Below are 23,964 nucleotides of genomic sequence, written 5' to 3' on the forward strand. Positions count from 1 at the left end.
GTGCGGGTCATCCGCGGAGTCCTTGCAGGACGCGGTCGGGGCGGAGCGGGAGCTCGCGCGGGCGGAAGCCGGTGGCGTGGGCGACGGCGTTGCCGATCGCGGCGGCGGGGGCGAGGGTGACGAGCTCGGCGAGGCCGACGCTGCGGCCGTTGACGCGCTCGTAGCCGTCCTCGACGAAGTGGACGTCGAGCTCGCCGATGTCGCCGATGCCGGGGATTCGATAGTCCTCGAGGCCGCCGGTGAGGAGGGCGCCGGTTTTGGGGTCGAGGCGGCGCTCCTCGTAGAGGGCGTAGCCGATGCCCTGGATCACGCCGCCCAGGGCCTGGTTGCGGGCCAGCGCGGGCGCGACGATGTGGCCGGCGGCGATGCCGGTGTGCGAGCGGAGCACGCGGATCCGCCCGAGCCGGGTGTCGACCTCGACCTCGATGATCTGCAGCGAGCCCGCGACGTAGCGCCCCGGAGCGATGTCGGCGATCGGCGGCAGGAAGTAGCCGCCCTGGTCGCGCTTGCGCGTGCCGACGAAGCGCAGCGGCGGCGAGCCGGCCAGCAGTTGCTGCCAGGTGACGACGCCGCGCGGGTGGCGGACGCCGCCGGGGACGGCCACGCCCTTGACGCCGAGGAGCTGTTCGGCGCGCTCCAGCAGCTCGTCGCGCAATTGTTCGGCGGCCATGATCGCGGCCGGGACCAGCGAGGCGGTCGTGCGGCTGCCGCCGGTCATCGGCCCGGGGACCAGCGAGGAGTCGCCGATCTGCACCTTCACGTCGGCGGGGGCGATGCCGAGGACCGAAGCGACGGTCTCGGCGATCACGGTGCGGGTGCCGTTGCCGATGTCCTGACACGCGGTCGAGGCGACGATGCCGTCGGGGCCGGCGTCGATCTGCAGGCGCGCGCTCGGCTGGACGAAGTAGAACCACCCGCCGACGGCGAGGCCCATGCCGCGGCGATAGCGGCCGCGGTCGCTCTGCGCGGGCTGTCTCTCACGCCATGTCCTCAGGGACAGGGCCCAGTCGTACAGGCGGTTGCGCGCGGGGTTGGGGTCGAAGCGCTTGCGCAGCAGGATCGGGTCGAGCTTCAGGCGCTCGGCGGCGACGTCGACGGCCTGCTCGAGGGCCCAGAACACCGGCGGGCCGCCGGGGCCGCGGAACGGCTTGCCGGGCGGGGCGTGGTTGACGACGTCCCAGTCGGCGATGTCCTTCGGCGCGTTGGCGTACATCAGGCGCAGCAGCACGGTGCTGTTCGAGCCGACGCCGCAGCCGGCGTCGGCGAAGGCGCGCGCGGTGACGCCTTGCAGGTAGCCGTCGCGGTCGGTCGCCAGGGCCAGCTCGATCTCCTGCGCCGGACGCAGGCCGCCCGTGGTCAGCTCTTCGCGCCGCTCGAGCACCACCCGGACCGGCTTGCCGGTGACGCGCGCGAGCTCGACCGCGGCCACGCACTCGAGCTGCAGCGTGGCCTTGCCGCCGAAGCCGCCGCCGATGTACTGCGCGAGCACGCGGACGTGGTCGCGGCGCAGGCCCCAGCGCTGGGCGATGTCCTCGGCGACGGCGTGGACCGACTGGGTCGAGAGGTGGACGGTGACCGCGTCGGCGGCGGTCCAGTGGGCGACGCAGGCGTGCGGCTCCAGGGCCGAGTGGCACTGGACCTGGGTCTTGTATGTCCCTTCGACCAGGATGCCCTCGGCTGGCTTTTCGCGCAGCTTGTCGACGGCGCGGCGGGCCTTGTGCTTGGCGGTGCTGAACAGCTTGAACGGGCCGCGCAGGTTGCCGTCCCAGCCGAGCGGCAGCAGCGGGCCCTCGCTGGCGTTGGGGGCCGACTTGCGGGTGTTGCGGGTCGGGTAGACGGGGGCGCGCCGTCGGCCCGCGCGGCGTCCATGCCGACGAGCGCGGGCAGGACCTCGAGGTCGAGCTCGACGGCCGCGAGCGCGGCCTCGGCGGTGCGCGCGTCGACGGCGGCGATGGCGAGGATCTCCTGGCCGGCGAAGCGGATCGTGGTGCCGCCGTTCAGCAGGTCGACGGCCCCGAACACGCCGGGCAGCGCGAGGGCCTTCGACCAGTCGACCTTGCGCACGCGCGCGTGGGCGTGCGGGGAGCGCAAGATCTTGCCCTCGAGCTGGTCGGGCAGCCGGACGTCGACGGTGTACTTGGCGGCGCCGGTGACCTTGTCGCGGGCGTCGTGGCGCGGGGCCGCGGGCTCGGGGCCGAGTGGTTTTTCGTAGGCGCCGGAGCTGGCCTTTTGGACAGCTCGGATGATGCCGTCGTAGGCGGCGCAGCGGCACAGGTTGCCGGCCAGCGCGGCGGCGACGGTGTCGCGGTCGGGCTCCCGGTTGCCGTGCTCGGCCCGCCAGCGGGTGTAAAAGGCGCTGGCGGCGACGACGAAGCCAGGGTGCAAAAACCGCACTGCAGGGCGTCCTCTGCCATGAAGGCGCGCTGGACCGGGTGTAGCTCGCCGGCCGGGGCGAGGCCCTCGACGGTGGTGAGGCGCCGGCGGTGCAGCGCGACGGCGGGGAGCAGGCAGGCGGCGACGGGGACGTCGTCGAGGAGGACGCTGCAAGCGCCGCACGCCCCGTGACCGCAGCTCTCCTTGCAACCAGTGAGGCCGAGGTCGCTCCGCACGAGCTCGAGGGCGGTGCGCTCGGGGTCGACGTCGAACGACTTGACGGCGCCGTTGACGGTGAGCTCGAGCTTTTGCGCGGGGGCGTCGGGGGCGGTGCCAGGGGCGGCCGCAGCAGGTGCCTCGGCGCGCTCGCTGACGATCTTCGGGGCGCAGCTCGCCGACGAGGACGGTGGTGCCGCCGAGAGTTCCGCGCAAGATGCCGCGCCGCGAGATCGGTGGGCTCATGCGTCGGGATGGTGCGGCGTGCGCGCGAGGCTTGTCAATGGTGCGCAGCGCGAGTTTGCGTGGCTGACGGGTTCGAGGCATCCTCAGCCAGACCCGGATGCCGAGGCTCAAGCGACTGACGATCCACAAGTTCCCACGGGTGAAGCCTGGGACGGAGCTCGTGTTCAACGAGGGATCGAACGTGCTCCTCGGGATCAACGGGTCGGGTAAGACCACGCTGCTTAAGCTGTTGTCGATGGTGTGTAGTGGGCTGTTCGCAGGGCTGGAACGTGTCGATTTTCATGTCGAATACGAGTTCGAGCACGCGGGTGTCACCTACGCCGTCGAAGTCCGATACGGTGCACCCGAATCACCCCAATTGCCGTTGGCTGACGAATCAGGGCTGGCACCGACTGCTCGCTTACGCGCTTCACAGTCGCGTGGCCATCTGGTGATTCAAAGCCGAACGAGGAGCCCATCGAGTTCGAGTTTGAAGATCGTGAAGCTCGCGTCCGACAAGGCGAGCGCAGTAGCGAGTTAGGGCCGTTACCATCTTTCTTCGAGTACCCCTTTGTCACTGGCTCGACGTTGGCGCTCTTCAACTCAGCTCGAGTGCGTGTTGCGCAGCTCGACCGGCTCTTTGCGGTGGATGGGCGCCCTATAGCTCGCCTCGATGAAAGCACCCGATGGCTCGAAGATAGCCTTCGCGACGGAGGGTTCAAGATTTACGAAACGAGCCCTCATGCACGTGGAGCGGTGGGCAATTCCACCCCGGATAGCGTGCGTGAGTCAGCGGTTGCGCAATTCGACGTCGGCGGACGAGGGCCATTGTTGCTCAGCCAGGATCATCTGGAATTTCTGGCCCAGACCGTCGAGGTGCTCGGGTACGCCAAAGCATCGATGCGGCTTGATGTCGTCCGCGTCACTCCCGCCGCGCCCGAGCGCCTCGAACCGGCGATCCACGCTTACGGGCGCTACGAGTTTCGCTTCGTCAAGCGCGACGGATCGCGGCTCAGTCCGGAAGAGCTCAGCTTCGGGCAGCAGCGCCTGTTTGCCTTCCTGTACTATGCGGCGATGCATCCCCACATCGTTATCGTCGACGAGCTGACGAACGGTATGCATCACTCTATGATTGAGCGCTGCCTTGAAGTCGTCCGTGGACGGCAAACGTTCCTGGCGACCCAGAACCCGCTGCTGCTGGACAACTTGGAGTTCGAGGATGCAGAGGAGGTGCGACGCACGTTCATCCTGTGCTCGAATGACGAGGTAGACGGACAAGAGCAGATGGTCTGGCGCAACATGACCGTCGATGAGGCCGAGAATTTTACCGCGATTACAAGGTCGGCATCTCGCACGTCAACGACATCCTGCGGAGCTGGGGCCTGTGGTAGTGGACGAGCTCTCGGTGCTACTGCTCACCGAGGATACAGGTGACGACGCCCATGCGGTGGTCAAGTCGCTAGTCGAGAAGATGTTGTTCCTCGTCGAGCCCGGCCTGGATTCGAAACGTTTGAAATACCCGCGTGCCGACGAGCGCGCCAGGAAGGGGATGGGTTTCAACTGCTACAAGAGCAGAAGCCCGCGCGACTACGCCAAGAAGCTGTTGTTGGCAGAGGCGATCGTCACGCATCTCCTCCGCTCCGAGGGGTCGGCGCTCGTGTTTGTGCATGTCGACGGTGATCGACGCTGGTCCGAGCGCGACCCTGAGCACCTGTGTGAGAACGTTTATCGGTTCGACGAGGAGATCCTCGCCCGCGTTCGAGCCATCCTCGACAGGCACGGGCGCGTCGACGTGATTGACCGCATCATACACGTCGTTCCGTTCTGGAGCGTCGAGAGCTGGTTGTTTCAGAACACCGAAGAAGCGCTCAGAATCCTGGCCGAAACCCGTCCGCGGTACGACGAGGCCCTTGCTCGTTCCGAACAGTGGCAGCGTCAGCCGCATCTATTGGATGAGCAGGTGCGTCCCAAGGATGAAGTCGCGTTCCAGGCGAAGTACAACCGGCGGCTCGCGGAGACCCGTTTTCCCGCCCGTAGGGTGAATGAGTTGGGATTGTCCTTCGCGGCCGTAGTCATGCGTCTCGAGCAGCCGACCCTGCGCCGTCTGCTCGCCGGTTTCTCGCGGCACGCCTCGCCGTGAAGCTCAGCCGCACAGGACGCTGCCGCCGTTGACGTTGAGGATCTCGCCGGTGATGTGGCGCGCCATGTCGGAGGCGAGGAAGGCGATCGGGGCGGCGATGTCGTCGGCAGTGGCGACGCGGCGCAGGGGGATCTGGCTCTCGATGCGAGCGCGCGTCGAGGTCGTGGCGCAGCGGTCCGGCGGTCATGTCGGTGTCGACCCAGCCGGGCGCGACGCTGTTGACGCGGATCGCCGGGGCCAGCTCGACGGCCCACGACTTGGTGGCGGAGATCAATGCGCCCTTGGAGGCCGCGTAGGGGCTGTAGTCGGCCTCGCCGCGCTGGCCGGCGGTGGAGGTGACGTTGACGATGGATGCCCTTTGGGACAGGCGCAGCAGCGGCAAGGCGCGGGCGACGGCGAGGAAGGGGCCGAGGACGTTGACGTCCATGGTGTGCGGCGATAGACGTCGACGTCGAAGCGCGACAGCTCGTCCGCCTCCCACACGCCGGCGTTGTTGACGAGGCAGTCGAGCCGGCCCCACTCGCGCGCGACGTGCTCGAACATGGCGTCGACCTGGGTCGGGTCGGCGAGGTCGGCGGCGAACCGCAAGTGCGAGGCGTCATTGACGGCGCGCAGCTCGTTCAGAAAAGACTCGGCGACGTCGTGGCGGTCGCGGTAGTGGACGAGGACGACTGCGCCGGCAGCGGCGAACCGGCGGCAGACGACGGCGCCGATGCCACGGCTGCCGCCGGTGACGAGGACGTGAAGACCGGCGAGCGAGAGCATCGGGCGCGACTTTGCCATGGATGGGGGGCAGGCGCGAGACGGCAGACGGGCGACGTTCGCGCGTAACGCCGCGAACGTCATCGAGCGAACCGAGGAACCACAGAGGTTCTTTTCGCGCGGCGAAGAGGTGACGCACGCGTTGTGACAAGGACGGAACGACGCACGGCGACTAGAGCGCGTCGCGCAAAGTGTGACGTGGGCGGATGGGTCGCGGCGACGAGGACGCGAAGAATATGTCGTGATGCGGAGCGAGAGGCCGGGGAGAGGTCTTCGTCGCGGCGACGAAGATGCGATGTGCACGACATGATGCGGAGCGAGAGGCTGCTGCGAGGCTCTCGTGGCGAACACGAGGACGCGAGGCGCGTTTGGTGATGCGGAGCGAGAGGTCGGCGCGAGGTCCTCGTCGCGGATTCGAGGCGTATGGGTGATGCGAGCGAGGGCTCGCCGCAAGGTCCTCGTCGCAGAATACGAGGTGCACGTGTGATGCGGAGCGAGGTCCTCGTTGCGGATGCGAGGCGCATGTGCAATGAGAAGCGAGGGTCGCCGTGAGGTCTTCGACGCGGACGGAGGACACGCCGTAAAGGTAGCGAAATGGCGTCTGTTCGGCGGCCAGCCCTGGCCGTCGAACAGGCGCCCCACGATCTGCTCGTTGCGACACCCGGCATCGGAGCCGACGACGGCGAGTCGGCCTCTCACGGCTGCAGCCGTGCCAGGGGTTCGGGGAAGGACCGGCCGCGAATTAGAGGCGAGATGGATGCGAGGAACGAGCGGCCATCCTGCCGGTTAACTCGCGGCCGGTCCTTCCCCGAACCCCCGCGAGGCGCAGTCGGCAATCGCGAGCGACACGCCCCGCTCTGCGCGCGGCGAAGTCCGCGCGCCACCACTCCGAGCGAAAGCCCCTCAGAGCCCGCCCTTGATCGCCACGCCGACGCCCGTCAGGCACATCTCGTCGAGGGTGCCCTCGCCGAGGCCGACGTCGACCGGCGCGTCGAGGCCGGCCTCGGCCAGCATCTCGACCACCCCGGGGTTCGACATCGTGTTGTTGTAGACGCAACGCAGACGCACCCGGTCCCCGCCGCGGACCCGGAAGCTCTCGGTGATCGGCGCGTCGTATTGATAGGAGCGCTGCCAGTTGAAGTCCCACTTCGGCGTGTGCAGCAGGCAGGTCTCGCCGCCGGCGTTCTCGACCCACACGCGCATGTCGACCCCGACCTTGTGCATGTGATTGAGGACCGTCCACACGCGCACGTCGGCGAACGCCGGGATGTTGTCGGGGACCACGTACTCGTACTCCTCGACGTGGGCCGCCTCGCCGGCGGGGATCATCAGCGGGCCGTTCAGCGACTCGCCGACGCCGGGGGCGCCGATGAGCGTGAAGAAAGTCGACCACTCGGCCGCGGTGTCGCTCCAGCGCAGGGCCAGGCCGGTCGCGCTGTCCTCCTCGGGGCCGCCGCCGGTGGCGTGGTAGTGGACGTTGAGGATCAGCCGCGCACCGGCCGGCAGCTCGGTCGTCACGCCCGTGGGCGCGACCATCGGCATGCCGCCCGGGACCCAGCCGCCGATCAGCTGCGCATTGCCGATGCCGGCCCCGCCGCCGCAGTTCTGCTTGACCCCGCCGGGCCAGCTCGCCGAGTCCGCGCCGGCGTCGACGTAGATCAGGACGTGATGCACGATCTTCGGGTTGCCCGCGAGCACCTGGATCCCGTCGACGTACACCGGCGCGTCGTTGCCGGGGTCGAGGCTGAGGCAGTGGAAGAAGTCGAGCGAGTTGCCGACCTTGTCGACGGTCAGCGGGGTGCTCATCGTGATCGATTTGGTCGGGTTGGCGAGGTCGAGCGAGGGCGGCGTCGGCAGCGGGGCGGCGAGCGCGGGATCGCCTTCGGGCGCGCCCAGATCGGCCCACTGCTGGAACATGTCCTTTTGGTCATCCGACAGCCGCGGGTCGTGGAGGTAGGGCAGCGGCGGCTGGCACTCGTCGGTCTCGAGCGCGTGCCACGGCGGCATGATCCCCTGGGCGACGTCGCTGGCCATGACGCCGGCCCACGGCTTGGCCTCCTCGTAGGTCATCAGCGCGAACGGGGCGATCCCGCCGGACGCGTGGCAGCTCTGACAGCTGGCGGTGACCAGCGGGGCGATGTCCTGGTGCCAGTTGGGCCGCACGTCCTCGCCGGCCTCGGTGGTGCTGGCGGTGGTCGGCGGGGCCTCGGTGGTGGTCGGCGCGCTGGTGGCCTCGCTGCCGCTGCTCGCCTCGCTGTTGCCGGTCGCCTCGCCGGTCGACTCGGTGGCGGTGGCGGCGGTGCTGCCTTGCGAGTCGCCGCAGGCGACGAGGACGAGCGAGGTGAGGAGCAGGGAGCGCGAGACGGAGACCATCGCAGGATGCTGCCACGCGCGCCGGGAAGCCGTCCACGCCTGCCGTGGCGGGCGGCGGGCGCTTCCGCACGGCCACATCGCGCGCGCCGCGAGGGCCCGGACGCGCTAGGGTGCCGTCCGTGCGCAGGACGATCGCAACGCTCGCGCTGCTGGCGGGCTGTGAGCTGAAGGGCGACGGGGTGCCCAAGGAGACGGTGCGCACCGTGCCGCCGTTCTCGCAGATCGAGGTGTTCGACGACTTCGAGGTGACGGTGACGGTGCGCCCCGAGCTCGACCCGGAGGCCGACGTGACGCTGCACGTGACCGGCGACTCGAACGCGCTCTCGCGGCTGTTTACTGAAGTCCATGGGGATGGACTGTTGTCCATCGCGGCCAACCCGAACCTGCTGCAAGAGCTGAAGGTGATCCCGACGGTGACTCTGGAGGTGCCGGCGCTGAGCGGCGTGTTCGCGACCGACCGCGCAGTGGTGCGCGTGCACGGGGCGAGCGAGGCGCTGGCGATCGAGGCCGAGCTGACGAGCGTGGTCGAGGCGAGCGAGCTGACGCGAGTCGCGGCGAACGTGGTCGCCCGCGACGTGAGCTACGTGATGCTGGCCGGCTCAGGGCCGGAGCTGGCGGTCGCGGTCGCCGACATGGCGCACGTCGAGGCGTCGCGGCTGACCGCCGAGCACGTGACCGTGACGATCGAGGAAGGCGCGCCGAGCGTGACGGTGTGCACCAGCGGGGCGCCGCCGGAGATCGTCGGCGAGGCCGAGCGGGTGACGGTCGTCTGCGAGTGACCGAAGGGGCATGTCGGAACGGACATGCGGGCGGCCGAGCGCAACCGCTTGCGGTCGGAGGCGCGCCGAGGATCGTGGGCGCAGCCGAGCGGGTGACGGTCGTCTGCGAGTGACCGAAGGGGCATGTCGTATCGGTCATGAAGGCGGCCGAGCGCGGCCGCTTGCGGTCGGAGGCGCGCCGAACCTCGTGGGCGCAGCCGAGCAGTGGTACTTGCCAGGAGGTCAGACCGCAGGTGCGCGGATTTCGGTGCATGACGGAAAGGACATGCTACGAAGGTCATGTCCTTCGAGGCATGTCCATGACGATCACGCCTGCCGCTGCGTCGTGACGGGGGAGTCGCTCGCTCGGGTACCGCCGTGAATGGCGGCGGTCAGCTGCCGTAGCGGCGGAGGTAGTCGCGGGTCGGCATCTTGCGGGCGGTGTTGTCGCTGCTCATGTAGCGGATCTTGCCGAAGATCGGGCGCTCGGGGCCCCAGGGGCGGTCGTAGCGGCCGAAGATCCACAGGATGTTGGTGTAGGAGTTGGGGTCGCGGCCGTCGAGGGCGTACTTGTCGTTGAGGCGGATCAGGCAGGCCAACGCTTTTTGCGGGCTGGGGCTCCACTCGAGGATCTTCTTGCCCCACAGCATGCGCAAATAGTTGGTGATCACGCCGTCGCGTACGAGCTGGGTCTGGGCGGCGTTCCACAGCGGGTCGGCCGTGGCGGCGCGTTCGAGCTGGTCGACCGTGTAGAGGTGCGGGCGCGGGTCGTCGGCGTGGTCGGCGAGGGTCTGGCGGGCCCAGCCGGGCAGGCTGTCGTAGTCGGCGTAGTCGTCGCGGTAGGTGCACATGTTGAAGCCGAGCTCGCGCCAGGTGACGAGCTGATCGAGGAAGGCCTCGGTGTCCTGGGCGACCCCCCAGAAGCCGTGACGCTTGCCGCCGGCGTTCTTCTTGAGCTTTTCCACGCTCCAGCCTGCCCGGCGCATGACGGCGTCAAAGACCTCGTGGGCGCCGACGTGGCCGAAGTGAAGGTACGGCGAGAGACCGCTGGTGCCGTGCTCGTCGAGGGTGTTGTGGCCGGTCTCGTAGCCGGCGAGCGTGTCGCCGAGGAAGGCGTCGAGGCGCTCGTGGCCGGCGACGCTGCCGCCGCGGCCGGCCGGGGTGACCTTGTGGTCGATGGGCAAGGACGCGAGGTCGTCGGGGATCTGCGCGGGCCAGCGGCGGGTGACGGCGGCGGGCAATGCGGGCAGCGCAGGCAGGCGCAGGCGCGCGAACGGGTCGGCGCGCGGCCCCTCGTCGATATTTTTGATGAATGTCGATTGCAGGTAGCGGCGGAAGGCGAAGGCGGTGGGGAAGACGCGGCCGGGAGCGCGGATCGGGAGGAGGCCGTTGCCGTCGACCTGCTCGAGGCGGACGCCGAGTCGTTTGCCGGCGGCGGCGACCATGCGCGGGAGGAAGAAGCACGGCCAGTCGTCGGTGACGACCACGCAGGCGCGCTCGGCCAGGGCGGCGAGCAGGCCGGCGCCGGCCCGCTGTTGCGGCTCGACGTAGGGGTAGTAGCCCACGCCGGCCTCGGCGCACCGGCGCTGATTGTCGCGCATGCCGGCGAGGACGAAGGCGTGCAGGCGGTCGGAGGCCCACGGGTAGTCGCAGCGCAGCGGCTCGAACACGAGGAGGGGCTTGTTCAATTCGCGGGCCCAGCGGAGGGCGCGGTCGAGGCTGTGATTGCCGCGGGTGCGACGATAGGCGATCATCCAATATAGGACGTAGTCGCCGTCGGGGCGGACGGGGGCGTCGTTGACCGCGGTGACGCGGGCGTCGGGGAGCTCGTGAGGGGTCGGCATGGGGAGGTGCGGGGACGGGCGGGGAACGTGATGGCGAGGATGTCCTTCGGGACATGTCACGCGAATGACCTGAAGGACATGTGATTTTTAAAAGAAGTCAGGCGGCGGTGGGACGGCGGCCGAGGCGGTCGGGCATGGGGTAGGTCGGGCGCTCGCCGTTCATGCCGACGTCGACGACGAGGTCCCAGTAGCGGCGACCGAGCGCGGCGGCGGAGGCGTCGATCGGCGGCAGAGCGGCGCGCAGGCGATCGAGGCCGCCGAACACGGAGGCGAGCAGAGGGACGGAGAAGGGGTGCCGCTCGGACGGGACGCCGAGCGCGTCGGCGAGGCCGTGGCCGACGAGGTGGCGGCATAGGCTGCTGCTGAGGCGCACGCGCGCGGCGGCGAGGCGACGCTCGCCCGGGGTGCGCGCGGCCTGAAGGGGAGCCTGCAACAGGGCGGCGGTGAGCGCCCGCGAGTCGGCGTCGGGCGAACCCTGGGTGAGGAAGATGCACTCGGCGAGGCGCCGCGCAGCCGGCTCGCGATCGGGCACGAGCTCGTCGTCGACGCCGAGGATCCAGCTGGCCAGGCGCCACAGATGGACGTAGTCGTCGGCCTCGTCGGCGCCGATCTGGAGGCCGAGCAGGCGCAGGCCGTCGAGGTAGACGTGGCTGAAGAGGAGGCCGGTGGCGAGCATGTCGTGCTGGTTGATCGGCACGGCCCAGGCGGCGCGGTCCCAGCGGCCGGTGGCGAGCAAGAGGCGGCGCACCTGGGCGTGCATGAGGCGCACGTGCAAGGCGATCGCGCGGCCCTCACCGCCAGGCAAGAGGCCGCCCGGCTCGCACACCGCGGTGACGAAGCGGGCGGTCTCGGCGAGGCGACGCGGGGCGGCCTCGCGCAGGCGACCGCTGAAGGCGAGCGGCTTGTTGCCCGCCGGCGCGGCGTAGCCGAGCACGAGCGAGCGCAGGCCGAGGACGAAGCCGCCGACCACACCTGCCCGCGAGAACAGGTGACTGGCGCGCGCGAGCCGGGCCGGCTCCACCCACGCGGGCACGCCGGCGACCGACTCGAGCAGGGCGGCGAGCGGCTCGGGGGCGCGCTCGGGCGAGACCAGCGCGGCCTGGAAAACGACATGTCCTTCGGGACAGGTGGCGAGCCACGCGGCGGCGGCGTCGGCGAGCGGGTCGGCGCGCTCGAAGGCGGGCAGGAGTCGGCCGATGAGGTCGCCGAACTGAGCACGCGCGGCCGGGAGGTTGTGGACGCGGGCTGGGACGCCGGACATGGCCACGAGCGTGCCACACGTCGGGCGCCGCGCACGCGAGGAGGTGCCCCGCGCGGCCGGCGGCGTGGTAGGGTGCCGGCCATGCAAGGCCCCGCGCTCGACCACGAAGTCCGGACCCTCGCCGGCGCGACCCGCTCGCTCGCCGATTACCGCGGCCAGGTGCTCCTGATCGTGAACACCGCCTCCCAGTGCGGGCTGACGCCGCAGTACCACGCGCTCGAGGCGCTGCACCAGAGCTTCAAGGGCCGCGGCTTCTCGGTGCTCGGGTTCCCGTGCAACGACTTCGGCGCGCAGGAGCCGGGCTCGCCCGAGGAGATCCAGCAGTTCTGCTCGACCCGCTTCTCGGTCAACTTCCCGCTGTTCGAGAAGGTCAAGGCCAAGGGCGACAAGTCGCCGCTGTACCGCACCCTGACCGAGGAGCTCCCGAGGGCCTGCGCGGCGAGATCAAGTGGAACTTCACCAAGTTCCTGGTCGGCAAGGACGGCCGCGTGTCGCACCGGTTCGAACCGCAGATCGAGCCGCTCGCGCCCGAGGTGATGCAAGCCGTCGAGCGGGCACTGTCCGCATAAGCGACTCTGTCGAACATGACCATTGACAGCCCCGGGCCGATGCGGGCAGGGTGCCTCCGCACATGCGCGCTGGCTCGAGGGTTGGAGTAGCATTCGTCACACTTGCGCTCGGTTTCGCGCTGGGCAGCTGCAAGAAGTCGGGCGGCAGCGGCAGCCCCGATTGTGATAGCGAGATCCGCTACGACGCGCGCAAGGTGGAGGGGCGCGTCAACGCCGGCAATTCGGCGTCGAGGCCGAGACGTCGGTGGCGGCCGTCCGCGAGGTCGATTCGGCGGTCGAGCGCTACCTGTCGCGCTGGCGAACGCTGTGCATGGATTACAAGAACGGCGCGATGTCGCCGGACGAGTACCGCGGCGAGGCGAGGTCGCTGCGCGAGCGGATGGAGAAGCTCGAGAGCCTGCTGCTGGTCCTCGAGCACGCGCCCGACGCGGAGTCGTACCAGAAGGCGCTGAAGCAGATCTACGTGGCCATGGTCCCCGCCGAGCAGGCGGTCGACCTCCAGGTCGAGTTCGGCGTGCTGGCGCAAAAGCCAGGCGAGTCGCAATACTCGGTGGTCCCGCCGAACGGCTCGATGCCGACCGGCACCAACGTGTACTTCACGCTGCGCACCAGCGCGCAGGCGCACGTCTATCTATATCAAGAGACGCCGGCGGGCGGGATCAACGTGATGTTCCCGCATCCGCAGATGCCCATGGCCAATCCGCTGCCCGCGGGCAAGGACCTGCGGATCCCGCCGCAGCCGGGCTTCTTCACGCTGGAGGCCGAAGGGGTCGGGCTCGAGCAGGTCCACATCGTCGCGTCGGTCGAGCCGCTGACCCGGCTCGAGACGGCGCTCGGCAAGCAGAACACGACGGCGGACGAGCTGGCGTGCGGCGCTCGCGACCTTTCATACAATCCAGGGACAGCGTGCGGCGGCGCCCAGGCGCGCACGTTCGGCCTCGCCCAGCCCGGCGACGCGCCGGGTGTGTCGATGAAGGCCGCCAACACGGCGGGTGCGACCAGCATCCACCAGATCTTCGCGTTCCAGCACACGCCCTGATCGCGGGCTTCGAGGGTCGTCTCCGGGCCGGCCGAATCGGCCGGCCCGGGTCACGCGGGCGCGGCGGGTATCGCCGCAGCGAGGAAGTGATACGATGCGCGCAATGACGGCGCCGGGTCGGGCGGGTGTTCGAGCTCTGTGTGTATTGGCGGCGACGCTGGCGTTCACGTCGGTGGCCCACGCGGGGCCGCCGTGGGGCACCGACGACGCCAGCTTTCAGGCGACGTATCTGCAGGCCGGCGACCTGGCGAGCCCGTCGGACATGACGGGTGATTGGGCCAAGGCCGGGTGCGAGCCGGGGGCGGCGCAGTTCGGCTGCACGCACTGGGGAAAGAAGCTGTGGACGGCCAAGGACGCGTCGACGGCGGTGTGGCAGGTGCACGATCTGCGGTGGGTGTTCCCCAGCGCCGACGCGGCCCAGCGGTTCATGCCGGCGGCGATGGAGGAGCTGCGCGAGGGGCTGCCGCCGGTGAACACGCCGCCGGCCGTCGGCGCCGATACGCGCATGTTCACCGCGCAGGGCGACACGTACGGCATCGGCATCGAGGTCATCATGTACAACCTCGTGTTCCGGGTCGACAACGTGGTCGTCAAGCTGTTCGTCGCCCAGGGGCCCGAGGCGCAGCAGCGCAAGATCTTGACGCCGCTGATGGTCGCCGCGCTGGGGCAGAAGGCGGTCGAGCGGATCCGTGCCGCCGAGCCGCGCGGGGTCGCGGCGGCGCCGGTGCCGGTGACGCAGCCGGAGCCGTCGCAACCAGTCGAGCCGGTGCCGGCTCCGTCGGCGCCGGTCGAGGCGGTGCCGGTCGAGCCGACGCCGACGCCGACGCCGACGCCCGAGCCGGAGCCGCGGCGATCGAAGGGGCGCCTGGCGGGCGAGATCAAGGACTACTGGCGCAGCAGCTCGCCGAGCTCGTACATCTTCGTCGGCGGCGACTACAGCAAGGCGTTCGGCGAGTACTCGCTGTCGGGGCTCAAGCTGCAGGAGAAGAGCGCGTTCGACATCTCGATCGGGGCGCTGCTGCACCCGCGGGCGTACGTGCAGTTCATGTTCCACCGCGACGTGTGGCAGGTGCCCAAGGTCGAGGAGCTGCTGGTGCGCCGCGTCGAATTCATCTACGGCTTCGACGTGCTGGCGTTGCCGCCCGACTGGCGGGTGCGCCCGGCGCTGATGGTATTGCTCGGGTTCGGGCTCGGCTTCGGTCGCAGGGATTCGCTGGTCGGCGAGGCCGACCCGAACCTGCCGGTGCCGACTGTGAACGAGGGGCGGGCGATCGGCATCGGCGGATTGTTCGGCGGCGACTTCGCGCTGCACATTCGCGTGACCCGCAAGTTCGAGCTGGCGCCGTACGCGGGGGTGACCCTGCCGGCCTATGCTTATACCAACGACTTCCCGGCGGCGGAGCGGCACATCGACGGCGAGCGCGGGTTCGGGCGGGCGTGGCGCTGGCACGCGGGGCTGAAGATCGGGTTCCAGGGGTCGCGATGAGGAAGTCGATGATGCGGGCGTGGGGGCTCGCGGGGCTCGGGTGCGCGACGCTCGGGGCGAGCGCGTGCAAGCGCGAGTCGGTGCGCGCGCCGGAGGAGGCGGCGGTAGCGAGCTCGGAGGCGGGGCTGCAGCCGGAATTGGTGGTGCAGGCCGGCTCGAGCCACTGGGTGAAGGACACCAAGTTCTCGCCCGACGGCCGGTGGCTCGCGGTCGCCAGCGTCGACGGTCTCATCAAACTCTACGACGTGCGCATGGGCAAGGAGTGGCGCACGCTGTCGGGCGCGGCGGGGCCGGTGTACACGACGGCGTGGAGCGCCGACGGCAAGCGACTGGCGGGCGCGGGCTTCGACAAGACGATTCACGTGTGGGACGTGGCGAGCGGCGCCGAGGTGGCGACCTTGCCGGGGCACAGCGGGTGGGTCGGCAGCATCGAGTTTTCGCCCGACGGCAAGCGGCTGGCCAGCGCGGCGCAGCTGCAGGACCAGGTGGTGGCGATCTGGGACCTCGAGCAGCGGGCGGTCAAGCACGCGCTGATGCACACCAAGGCGATCAAGGATCTGGCGTGGTCGCGCGACGGCAAGACGCTGCTGACGGTGACCGACGAGATCCACGTATGGAACGCCGAGGCGGGCGGCCTCCTGGGGACGATCGCGGTGGCGGCGAACGGGCCCGGCGGGAGACTCTTGCGCTTCAGCCCCGACGGGAAGCTGGTGGCGTTCGACGTCGGCGACGCGGTTCACGTGTACGACGCGGGCTCGTGGGCCGAGGCTTCGCGGGTGCCGGGGACGCTGGTGGGCTGGGCGTCGGACGGCGAGATGGTGGTACACCGCGGGCGTGAATTGCTGCGGGTCGAGCCGCGCAGCGGGCGGAAGCTCGGCGGGTTCGCGGCTGCGGAAGATTCGGGGCTGGTGCGCGCCGAGCTGTCACCGGGCGGGCGGATCGCGGCGGCGATCGACGACATGCAGGTCGACCTTTACGACGGGTCGACCGGCGCGAAGCTGCGGACGTTCCGCAGCACGTTCTGGAGCACCGTCGGCGGGGCGTTCGGCAACGACGCCGAGTTGTTGCACGTGGCGTGGAGCCCGACGGCGCCGGTGATCGCCACGGGGGGCTTCGACGGCATGCTGCGAGTGCTCGACCTGCGGCGCGGGGCGGCGCCCAAGGCGGTGACCGCGGGGCCGAAGATCGAGCGCGACCCGTCGGAGGAGAACTTCCTCGGGTTTCAGTGGGCCCAGGTCGGGCTCGTCGACGACGTGCAGTTCTCGCGCGACGGGCAGCACGTGCTCACGCGCGACTTCGAGGGCGTGTCGATGTGGGACGCGCGGACGCTGACGCTGTGGCGGCGGTTCGCGGTCGGCGGGGCGACCGCGGAGTCGATGGCGCCTGACGGCAAGTCGCTGGCGATCGCCCACGGCGATGCGATCGTGTCGGTGTTCGACGTGGCCACCGGCAAGAAGCTGCGCAGCAGCAAGGGCGGGGGCTCGACGCCGACTGTCAGAAGAGCATGGGGTCGGAGACGATCTCGACGTCGGCGTCCGTGTCGGGGCTCGGGTGGTCGGCCGACGCGAAGAAGCTGTACGTGGTGTTCCGTGAGACGGCGACGTTCGTCGAGTTCGACGCGCAGACGTTCGCGCTCGGGCAGGGCGGCTGCGCCCACCGCAACCGCATCAACGGGGTGACCTGGTCCGACGCGCGCGACAAGGTGGCGATCGGCGCCGGCACGCACATGCTGGCGCAGACGATCAGCGAGGTCAGCTTCGGCGACAACTCGGTCCACGTGTTCGGCCTGGCCGGCGAGATGCCGCTGCTGCACCGGCTGCAGGGGCACTCTCTGGCGGTGCTCGGGGCCGACTTCAGCCGCGACGGCAACGTGCTGGCGACGGCCAGCGCCGACCGCACGACGAAGCTGTGGGACATGCGCTCGGGCTCGCTGATGACGACGTTGGCGGGGCACGCGGCGGAGGTCGACTCGGTGGCGTTCAGCCACGACGACCGCTATGTCGCCACCGCGAGCTACGACCTGACGGTGAAGGTGTGGGACCTGGCGACGAAGGCCGAGGTGGCGACGATCGTGACGATCGGGGCCGACGGCTACGTGATCGAGACGCCCGACCACTATTACACCGCGTCGCGGCAGGGGTTCGAGTCGGTGTCGTTCCGCCTCGGCGAGACGGTGGTGCCGGTGGAGCTGTTCGACCTGCGGCTCAACCGCCCGGACCTGGTGCTGAAGCGGTTCGGCTACGCGCCGCCGGAGCTGCTGGCGCTGTACGAGAAGGCCTATAAAAAACGCCTGAAGAAGATGCGCATCGACGAGGCGGCGCTGCAGCCGACCTACCACCTGCCGACGGCGAAGATCGCCGGCGAGGTGCCGGTCAGCACGCCGGGACGCACGTTGCAGCTGCAAGTGACGGCCGACGACGCGCGCTTCGAGCTCGACCGCCTGCTGGTGTACGTCAACGACGTGCCGATCCACGGCTCGGGGGGCATCGACCTGCGCGGCGAGAAGGCGCGCCACCACGAGCGATCGATCGCGGTCGAGCTGCTGCCGGGGCGCAACAAGATCCAAGTGTCCACGCTCAACTCGGCCGGCACCGAGTCGCGCAAGGATACGGTGGAGGTGGTGTCGACGGCGCCGGCGCCGGGCTCGGACCTGTACGTGCTGGCGGTCGGGGTGTCGAAGTACGCCGACGTGAAGATGAACCTGAAGTACGCGGCCAAGGACGCGCGCGACATCGCCGGGATGTTCAAGGCCCGCGGGTCGCGGTTCGGCAAGGTCGAGGTGCTGCAGATCCTCGACGGCGAGGCGCGGCGCGAGAACATCCTGGCGGCCCGGCAGAAGCTGCTCAATACCAAGATCGACGATCAGGTGGTGGTGTTCGTGGCCGGGCACGGGATGCTCGACACCAACCTCGACTATTACTTCGTGACCCACGATTTCGAACGCGAGGCGCCCGGCAAGCGCGGGCTGTCGTACGATCAGCTCGAGAGCCTGCTCGACGGGATCCCGGCGCGGCGCAAGCTGATGATGATGGACACCTGCCATTCGGGCGAGGTCGACGAGGACGCGGTCCGCACGCCGCCGCCGCTGCCGGGCGGGGCGGCCCGCGGCGACGCGGGGCAGGTGAAGCTGGCGACCGACTTCCGCTCGTTCAGCTACAGCGGGGCGATCCAGAGCCCCGACAGCTCGCACGAGGTGCTGGCGCAGCTGTTCGCCGACCTGCGCCGAGGGTCGGGCGCGGCGGTGATCTCGTCGGCCAGCGGGGCCGAGTTCGCGCTCGAGTCGCCGCAGTGGCAAAACGGGGTGTTCACGTTCAGCGTGCTGCAAGGGCTGACGTCGGGCCAGGCCGACCTCGACCGCGACGGGACGGTCCGCGTGTCCGAGCTGCGCGAGTACGTGGTCGGCGAGGTGCGCCGCCTGACGCAGGGCGCCCAGACCCCGACGTCGCGGCGCGAGAACCTCGAGTTCGACTTTCCGGTGTTGTGAGCCGGCCGGGCCGTTGCGAGGCGCACGCGTCGTGATGTACGTTGCGGCGCGATGTCACGCGACGGCCTGGCGATCTTCTTCGTGATTGCGATGACTGCGGGCTGCGACCGCGCGCCGGCGCCGAAGAGCGAGCCGGCGCCGACGGAGGTGGCCAAGCCGGAGCCGCCGAAGTCGCCGCCGCTGCCGGCGGCGGTGACGTCGCTGGCGCAGGCCGAGCACCGACAGAAGGGCGGCGGGGCAGCGCAGATCTGGGCGCTCGCGCGGGGCCAAAACGCGTTCCTCGGCAAGCTCGAGATGGCCCCGGGGGGTAAGGTGCCCGAGCACCGCGACCCGACCGAGGAGTACATCCACATCCTGAGCGGCGCGGGCAAGTTCACGATCGACGGCCAATCGCACGAGGTGGGCCCGGGGACGACGATCTACATGCCGCCGGGCGCGCTCGTCAGCTTCGAGAACGGAGCCGAGCCGCTCGTCGCCATCCAGGTGTTCGCAGGCCCGGAGCCGGCAGCCAAGTACGACGCGTGGGAGAAGGTGCCGCCGTCGCTCTGAGGCCGGCGCGCGCGGGCGAACGCCGGCGCGTCGACCCGGTGCTAGGATGGGACATGCGCTCGCATTCGAGGTCGAGGTCCGCGGTGCTGGCGGCGATGCTCGTGGCCCCGAGCTGTCGGCCCAAGCCGGAGACGGCGACGTCGCCGACGACGTCGACGACGGCGCCCGCAGCGACGACGTCGCGCAAGGCCGCGCGGCCACCGGCTCTGGTGCCGGCGCAGGCGCCGATCGACCTGCTGCCCGAAAGGACAGGCGTGGTGGTGAGCGCGGCGAGCGTGCGCCACCTGCTGCGAGTGGTCGACGTGGCGACGCTGATCGGGACGTACCGCCCGTATTACGAGCAGGCGGGGGCGTACTTCGAGCAGTCGTTCGGCCACAACCTGCTCGACCCGGCGCGCTGGCCGGAGATCGGTGTCGACCCGGACCGGCCCGTCGGCGCGGCGCTGCTCGACGCGGGCAGCGAGACGAGCTGCTACTTCATCTCGCTGACCGACCCGCTCCGCTTCCGCGACTTCGTCGATCGCGTCGGGGCGAAGCTCGGCGGCTCGCTCGAGCCGATCTACGAGGACCGCGGGATCGTCCTGGCTCATGAGCCAGGTGCACGCAATCAGCTGGTGCTGCGCGACGACTTCGCGTTCATGGTGATCGTCGGCAACCCGAGCCTGGCGCCCTACGACTTCGCGCGCGAGCTGGCCAGCGTCGACCCGGCCCGCGGCCTGACCGCGTCGCCGCGCTGGCAGCAGGCGGTGGGCCCGGCGGAGCCGCGCGACCTGCTCGCGTTCATCGACGCCGGCGGGATGGTCCGCGCGGAGGTCGAGGCGGCCCGCCGCCGCGACGAGCAGGGGGTGGAAAGCTGGGCGGAGCAGGAGCTGCAGCGGCTGCGCGAGCACGGGGGCGCGGCCGAGGAGATCGCGCGCTGGGAGCAGGTGGCGGCCGAGCAGAAGGCGTCGGAGCAGCAATTCCGCGAGAAGCGTCGGCGCGAGCAGGAGCTGTGGAGCGCGGTGCTGGGGCCGCTGGGGCCGATCGTGATCGAGGTGTCGCTCTCGCCGGAGGCGATCGCCGGGACTGCGCGCGCACGGGTGCCGGAGACTGCGCTGCTGCGGCGCGTGGTGACGGCCGGAGCGGGGCCGCCGCTGGCGATCACCGCGGCCAACGAACGCGTGCTGTTCGGGGTCGGCGGCAAGCTCGACGTGAGCGAGGGGCTCGACGCGTCGCTGCGCGCGATCGGCAAGAGCGCCGACGAGCTGTTCGCGGAGCTGCAGCGCAACGTCGGCGGCGATCCGAAGGCGGCGCTCGCCATGCTCGAGGGGACGGTGAGCTTCGCGCTGACGGCCGCGGACGTGGCGGCGATGGCCCGCGGCGGCGGCAAGGCGGAGCTCGGCTTCAACCTCGCGCTGTCTTTTAAAGATCCGGTCACGGCGGCGGCGCTGGTCGCTGTGACGATGGCGAAGCTCCCGAGCTCGCCGCTCGGCCTCGCGGGGTTGAAGGTGAAGCGCAGCAAGTCGCGCGGGCACGTGGTGACCGTGCCGAAATGGCGCGAGGTCAACGTGGCCCTGGTCGGCTCGACGCTGACGATCTCGACCGACCCGAAGTTCGCGCAGCAGGTCGAGCGCGGGTCGACGTGGGAGCCGCGGCTCGCCAAGGTCGGACCGATCGTGACGGCGCCCGGGGCGGCAGCGACGCTGCTGCTCGACCACGCGTTTTTAATGGGGATGTTCATGGGCCGCCGCCACTTCGAGGGCGAGCGCTACCTGCCGTCGCAGAACCAGCCTTACTGGCGGTTTTCGTCGCTGACGCCGGAGGTGATCAACAAGGTGCCGCAGTCGGCCGCGTACAAGGCGCGGCTCAAGGAGTGGCTGCGGCTCGACGCGAAGATCGAGCGGGTCGAGAAGGTGCAAGAGCGGCGACGCATGGAAGGGACGCTGGCGGCCGCGGACAGCCTGGGGGCGCTGGCGCTGCAATTGCGCGAGACGCCGGAGGGGCTGGCGACCGAGGGCGGGCAGTACTTCGGCCCCGGCGGGCTGGCCCGCACGATCGAGCGTTTTATCGAGGGGACGTCGGGAGGCGAGACGGACTACTCGAGCTACGAGGAGCGCGGGCGGATCGAGCAGGAGCTGATGGAGATCCGCGTCCGCGACATCGAGCGGTCACTCGGGGTGCGCGCGAGCGAGTGACGATTCGCTAGCGTGGGTCGATCGCGCCGTCGCCTGTTCGGTCGACGAGGCGCGGCGTGGTCGCTAGAACCTGGCAGCTTCAGCCTGGCCCAGCAACTCCTGGATGTAGCTCGAGAAGGAGTCCCATTGCGGCATGGGACCCACCGCATCAGTAACCCCGAGCACGAATTGGAGCACCGGCGGATCTGCGCCCTGGTTCAGCATGAAGCTGCAAATCGTATCCCTGATGCATGGAGAAGACGAACATGTCGGGAGGCAGGATGTAGGGGCAACCTGCATCGGCGAGACATTGGGCCGCCCACTCTCGCAGGCGAAAGAGGACAGGATAGTAAGCGTCCGAGCCTCGGGTGATGGTGTCCGAATCGCGGCCCGCGAGGCGCAGGAACCGCTCGTACGCGTCGGGTAGAGGGTGCCCGGCGAATCGAGCGACTTCGTCGATCTCGCGGGTGTGCACCCTTCGAGCGAGTAGACCCCGAGCAGCCCTCGCTTGGTCAGCCGGAGGAGGACTTCTTCGATGCGACTCATGCTTGACTCGGGCATGTCTTCGGGGCAGGTCTCGCTCAGCGGTTCGGCAGGCCGAGGATGAGCTCGACGGTGCCGGGGCCGAGGGGGTCGTCTTCCATGGCCGGGCGGCCGCCGGCGGGCGGGTTGAAGACGACCGGGTAGCGGAGGCGGTAGATCTGGTCGTCGAGGCGGCCGGCGGGGATCTCCAGGGCCCAGGCGGCCTCGAGCAGGCAGGCCTCGAAGCCGGGCTCGCGGTGGTTGAGGCCGGCGGCGTCGACCTTCGCCAGCATGACCTCGCCCTTGCCGACCTCGAGCTCGAACACGACCTTGCCGCCGAGCTGCTGGTCGCGCGTGAGGGCCTTATTGAAGCAGGCGCGGGCGCGGGGGAACACGCGGATGCCCAGGTAGTTGCGGAAGATCTTCTCGTCGAGGAAGCCGCGCTCGTCGCCGTTGCCGCGGCCGGCCCAGGTGATGCCGAGCCGGGCCACGCGCTGCTGATTGAGGCCGAACCACGGCGGGCGGGTGAAGCCGTCGGCGGCGGCGCGGTCGAGGTCGGACACGCCGAACGAGGCGACCAGGGCGGCGGGCGGCGGCTTCGAGGCGACGGCGCGCAGGGTCCGACTGGTGCGGACGCCGGCCAGCTTGCCGCGCACGCCGACGCTCGGCGGGGCGCCGGTGTAGTGGCCGCGGACGACGAGGACGTTGCCGGCGACGAGGCCGCCGGGGGCGGGCTCGTCGAGGGCGGCGCGGCGCGGGAGCTGCAGCTCGAGGTCGGAGAGGACGGCGGGGGCGGCCAGGAGCGCCTCGGTGAGGCCCTCGGGCGGCTCACCGCCGCTGCGGCGGGCGTGCTGGGCCAGCGACTCGAGGCTGATGCGGGCGCCGAGCGCGGTGGCGACGCTGGTGATCGGGTGCTGCGGGGTGATCCCGCCGCGCAGCATCATCGGCTCGTCGACGATGAACAGCAGCTCGGGGCGGGTGGCTTTTGTCAGGCTGTCCGAAAAGACATGGCCGATCTGCTGCGCGCCGATGCCGGCGGGGAGCATGCCGTCGGTGATGACGACGACGAGCGGGCGGTGGGCGTCGCGGGCGGCGATCCGGCGGCCGGCGAGGGCGAGGGCGGCGGCGAGGTCGGTGCCCTGCTCGCGCGCGCCGGCGTCGAGGGCGGCGGCGACGCGGTCGCGGGCGCCGCGGTCGCGCACGCTCGGGAACTCGCCGCCTTCCAGCAGCGGGCGGGCGGTGCGGGCGAAGCTGATCGCGTCGAAGGTCAGGGTCGGCGGCAGCTCGTCGAACAGGCCGGTCAGCGCGGCGAAGGCGTCGCGGTGGAGGTCGGGGGCGGTGCTGCGCGAGCGGTCGAGGACGACGACGACGTGGTCCGGGCGGGGCGGCGGGGCGGCGCCGAGGCGCAGGTAGGCGCGGAAGCGGCCGCCGCTGGCCTTGACGCCGGGCGGGGTCGGGTCGGGCAAGATCTCGAGGTGGCCGTCGAGGATGCCTCTGTCCTTCGAGACATGTTTATGAGGCCATGAAACTACGGACCTGTCCTCGGGGCGCGAGAGGAGGACGCCGGCGCCGTCGCTGGGGCGGTCGTCGAGCCAGAAGCGGGGGATGTCGCCGGGGCGGGCGCCCTGGACGACGACGCGGCGCTCGGGGGCGAGGCCCCAGCGGTCGTCGCCGCGGCTCGGCAGCTCGAGCTCCCAGCGATCGGCGCGCAGGCGCGGCGGGACCTTGAGCTGCAGCTCGAGCTGGATCGTCACCTCCGGCTCGAGGTTGAAGACGACGACCTCGGCCGCGGGCAGGTCGCCGGCGACCGCGGGCGCGAGGGCGCGGGCGAACACGGTGCCGGAGGCGCGGTGGGCCGGCTCGACGGCGACGCCGGCGGGGCGACCGGGGCTCCACGTGCCGTCGCGGGCGACGGCGAGGCCGAGGAGCTCGGCGTCGCGGGGCAGGGCGAGGCTGAGGACGGCGTCCTGGCGGCGCTTGCTGGCGTTGTGCAACGTGACGCGCAGGCGCAGGTCGACCTTGTAGCCGTCGACGCCAGCGACGATCGCCTCGTAGGCGAGCTCCTGCACCGGGGTGAAGTTGCGCTCGGGGTTGGACTGGACGTCGATGTGCAGGTTGTCGGCGCGGGCCGGACCGGCGACCAGGGGACCGAGGACGAGGGCGGCTGCGACGGCGAGGGTCCGGGACGCGGCAGACACGATGGTTCAGTG

General features: G+C 70.5%; 16 protein-coding genes and 5 pseudogenes. 11 read left to right on the forward strand and 10 right to left on the reverse strand.

Annotated features, from left to right (window positions below; all coding sequences use genetic code 11):
- Window positions 1–7: 7 nt before the first annotated feature.
- Both OV079_RS41495 and OV079_RS59480 read right to left on the reverse strand, forming a co-directional pair.
- The gene (locus OV079_RS41495) at window positions 8–2,050 is read right to left on the reverse strand and encodes a xanthine dehydrogenase family protein molybdopterin-binding subunit (protein ID WP_267778769.1); all 2,043 of its coding nucleotides are present in this window, start codon (window positions 2,048–2,050) and stop codon (window positions 8–10) included.
- A gap of 14 nt (window positions 2,051–2,064) precedes the next feature.
- Window positions 2,065–2,609, reverse strand: a pseudogene (locus OV079_RS59480) ((2Fe-2S)-binding protein); the annotation flags it as partial.
- Between the two features lie 323 nt (window positions 2,610–2,932).
- Between OV079_RS59480 and OV079_RS41505 the strand changes: the two are divergent.
- From OV079_RS41505 to OV079_RS41515, 3 genes are read left to right on the forward strand one after another with little or no spacing between them, the layout of a single operon-like run.
- Entirely contained in the window at window positions 2,933–3,355 is a 423-nt protein-coding gene (locus OV079_RS41505; RefSeq protein ID WP_267775233.1) for an ATP-binding protein, read from the forward strand.
- Between the two features lie 47 nt (window positions 3,356–3,402).
- Entirely contained in the window at window positions 3,403–4,248 is an 846-nt protein-coding gene (locus tag OV079_RS41510; RefSeq protein ID WP_267775234.1) for an AAA family ATPase, read from the forward strand.
- Window positions 4,220–4,954 carry a hypothetical protein gene (locus OV079_RS41515; RefSeq protein WP_267775235.1) on the forward strand — a complete coding sequence of 245 codons (735 nt, stop codon included), beginning with the start codon at window positions 4,220–4,222 and terminating at the stop codon, window positions 4,952–4,954. Before OV079_RS41510 ends, OV079_RS41515 begins: the two co-directional genes overlap by 29 nt.
- Before the next feature lie 3 nt (window positions 4,955–4,957).
- On the opposite strand, the pseudogene OV079_RS59485 reads toward OV079_RS41515, so the two are convergent.
- The 4 genes and pseudogenes from OV079_RS59485 to OV079_RS41525 all read right to left on the reverse strand — a co-directional run.
- A pseudogene (locus OV079_RS59485) lies at window positions 4,958–5,101 on the reverse strand (SDR family oxidoreductase); the annotation flags it as partial.
- 82 nt (window positions 5,102–5,183) lie between these two features.
- Window positions 5,184–5,381 (reverse strand): annotated as a pseudogene (locus OV079_RS59490) (SDR family NAD(P)-dependent oxidoreductase); the annotation flags it as partial.
- Between the two features lie 14 nt (window positions 5,382–5,395).
- Window positions 5,396–5,800 (reverse strand): annotated as a pseudogene (locus tag OV079_RS41520) (SDR family NAD(P)-dependent oxidoreductase); the annotation flags it as partial.
- Window positions 5,801–6,619: 819 nt separating this feature from the next.
- A complete protein-coding gene (locus OV079_RS41525) occupies window positions 6,620–8,089 on the reverse strand; it encodes a hypothetical protein (protein WP_267775237.1) in 1,470 nt (489 codons plus the stop codon).
- Window positions 8,090–8,208: 119 nt separating this feature from the next.
- Here OV079_RS41525 and OV079_RS41530 point away from each other — a divergent pair, with 119 nt between their 5' ends.
- Window positions 8,209–8,868 carry a GIN domain-containing protein gene (locus OV079_RS41530; protein WP_267775238.1) on the forward strand — a complete coding sequence of 220 codons (660 nt, stop codon included), beginning with the start codon at window positions 8,209–8,211 and terminating at the stop codon, window positions 8,866–8,868.
- Between the two features lie 371 nt (window positions 8,869–9,239).
- On the opposite strand, the gene OV079_RS41535 is transcribed toward OV079_RS41530, so the two are convergent.
- Window positions 9,240–10,691 (reverse strand): cryptochrome/DNA photolyase family protein, encoded by a 1,452-nt coding sequence (locus OV079_RS41535; RefSeq protein ID WP_267775239.1) that lies wholly within the window; start codon window positions 10,689–10,691, stop codon window positions 9,240–9,242.
- 97 nt (window positions 10,692–10,788) lie between these two features.
- Window positions 10,789–11,952 (reverse strand): oxygenase MpaB family protein, encoded by a 1,164-nt coding sequence (locus OV079_RS41540; RefSeq protein WP_267775240.1) that lies wholly within the window; start codon window positions 11,950–11,952, stop codon window positions 10,789–10,791.
- Window positions 11,953–12,033: 81 nt separating this feature from the next.
- On the opposite strand from OV079_RS41540, the pseudogene OV079_RS41545 reads away from it, so the two are divergent.
- The 7 genes and pseudogenes from OV079_RS41545 to OV079_RS41575 all read left to right on the forward strand — a co-directional run bounded on the left by OV079_RS41545 (window position 12,034) and on the right by OV079_RS41575 (window position 21,253).
- Window positions 12,034–12,521, forward strand: a pseudogene (locus tag OV079_RS41545) (glutathione peroxidase).
- Window positions 12,522–12,765: 244 nt separating this feature from the next.
- The gene (locus OV079_RS56620; protein WP_267775241.1) at window positions 12,766–13,560 is read left to right on the forward strand and encodes a DUF4384 domain-containing protein; all 795 of its coding nucleotides are present in this window, start codon (window positions 12,766–12,768) and stop codon (window positions 13,558–13,560) included.
- A 103-nt stretch (window positions 13,561–13,663) separates the two neighbouring features.
- Entirely contained in the window at window positions 13,664–15,046 is a 1,383-nt protein-coding gene (locus tag OV079_RS41555) for a hypothetical protein (protein ID WP_267775242.1), read from the forward strand.
- Window positions 15,043–16,725 carry a WD40 repeat domain-containing protein gene (locus OV079_RS41560; protein WP_267775243.1) on the forward strand — a complete coding sequence of 561 codons (1,683 nt, stop codon included), beginning with the start codon at window positions 15,043–15,045 and terminating at the stop codon, window positions 16,723–16,725. The genes OV079_RS41555 and OV079_RS41560 overlap by 4 nt, the downstream gene beginning before the upstream one ends.
- A gap of 119 nt (window positions 16,726–16,844) precedes the next feature.
- A complete protein-coding gene (locus OV079_RS41565) occupies window positions 16,845–18,530 on the forward strand; it encodes a caspase family protein (RefSeq protein WP_267778770.1) in 1,686 nt (561 codons plus the stop codon).
- A 51-nt stretch (window positions 18,531–18,581) separates the two neighbouring features.
- On the forward strand, window positions 18,582–19,079 hold the full coding sequence (locus tag OV079_RS41570) for a cupin domain-containing protein (RefSeq protein WP_267775244.1): 498 nt from the start codon (window positions 18,582–18,584) through the stop codon (window positions 19,077–19,079).
- Between the two features lie 53 nt (window positions 19,080–19,132).
- Entirely contained in the window at window positions 19,133–21,253 is a 2,121-nt protein-coding gene (locus OV079_RS41575) for a hypothetical protein (protein ID WP_267775245.1), read from the forward strand.
- Between the two features lie 63 nt (window positions 21,254–21,316).
- Here OV079_RS41575 and OV079_RS41580 read toward each other — a convergent pair whose 3' ends face one another.
- On the reverse strand, window positions 21,317–21,457 hold the full coding sequence (locus OV079_RS41580; protein WP_267775246.1) for a hypothetical protein: 141 nt from the start codon (window positions 21,455–21,457) through the stop codon (window positions 21,317–21,319).
- 356 nt (window positions 21,458–21,813) lie between these two features.
- Entirely contained in the window at window positions 21,814–23,952 is a 2,139-nt protein-coding gene (locus tag OV079_RS41585; protein ID WP_267775248.1) for a hypothetical protein, read from the reverse strand.
- Window positions 23,953–23,964 lie beyond the last annotated feature (12 nt).

Source organism: Nannocystis pusilla (assembly GCF_026626665.1).
Classification (GTDB): Bacteria; Myxococcota_A; Polyangia; order Nannocystales; family Nannocystaceae; genus Nannocystis; species Nannocystis pusilla.

Coding starts and splice junctions, on each gene's coding strand:
- OV079_RS41565 (WP_267778770.1), top strand. CDS start 16,845: ATGCCGCTGCTGCACCGGCTGCAGGGGCACTCTCTGGCGGTGCTCGGG.
- OV079_RS41540 (WP_267775240.1), bottom strand. CDS start 11,952: ATGTCCGGCGTCCCAGCCCGCGTCCACAACCTCCCGGCCGCGCGTGCT.
- OV079_RS41580 (WP_267775246.1), bottom strand. CDS start 21,457: ATGCTGAACCAGGGCGCAGATCCGCCGGTGCTCCAATTCGTGCTCGGG.
- OV079_RS41575 (WP_267775245.1), top strand. CDS start 19,133: ATGCGCTCGCATTCGAGGTCGAGGTCCGCGGTGCTGGCGGCGATGCTC.
- OV079_RS41525 (WP_267775237.1), bottom strand. CDS start 8,089: ATGGTCTCCGTCTCGCGCTCCCTGCTCCTCACCTCGCTCGTCCTCGTC.
- OV079_RS41555 (WP_267775242.1), top strand. CDS start 13,664: ATGACGGCGCCGGGTCGGGCGGGTGTTCGAGCTCTGTGTGTATTGGCG.
- OV079_RS41560 (WP_267775243.1), top strand. CDS start 15,043: ATGAGGAAGTCGATGATGCGGGCGTGGGGGCTCGCGGGGCTCGGGTGC.
- OV079_RS41570 (WP_267775244.1), top strand. CDS start 18,582: ATGTCACGCGACGGCCTGGCGATCTTCTTCGTGATTGCGATGACTGCG.
- OV079_RS41505 (WP_267775233.1), top strand. CDS start 2,933: ATGCCGAGGCTCAAGCGACTGACGATCCACAAGTTCCCACGGGTGAAG.
- OV079_RS41535 (WP_267775239.1), bottom strand. CDS start 10,691: ATGCCGACCCCTCACGAGCTCCCCGACGCCCGCGTCACCGCGGTCAAC.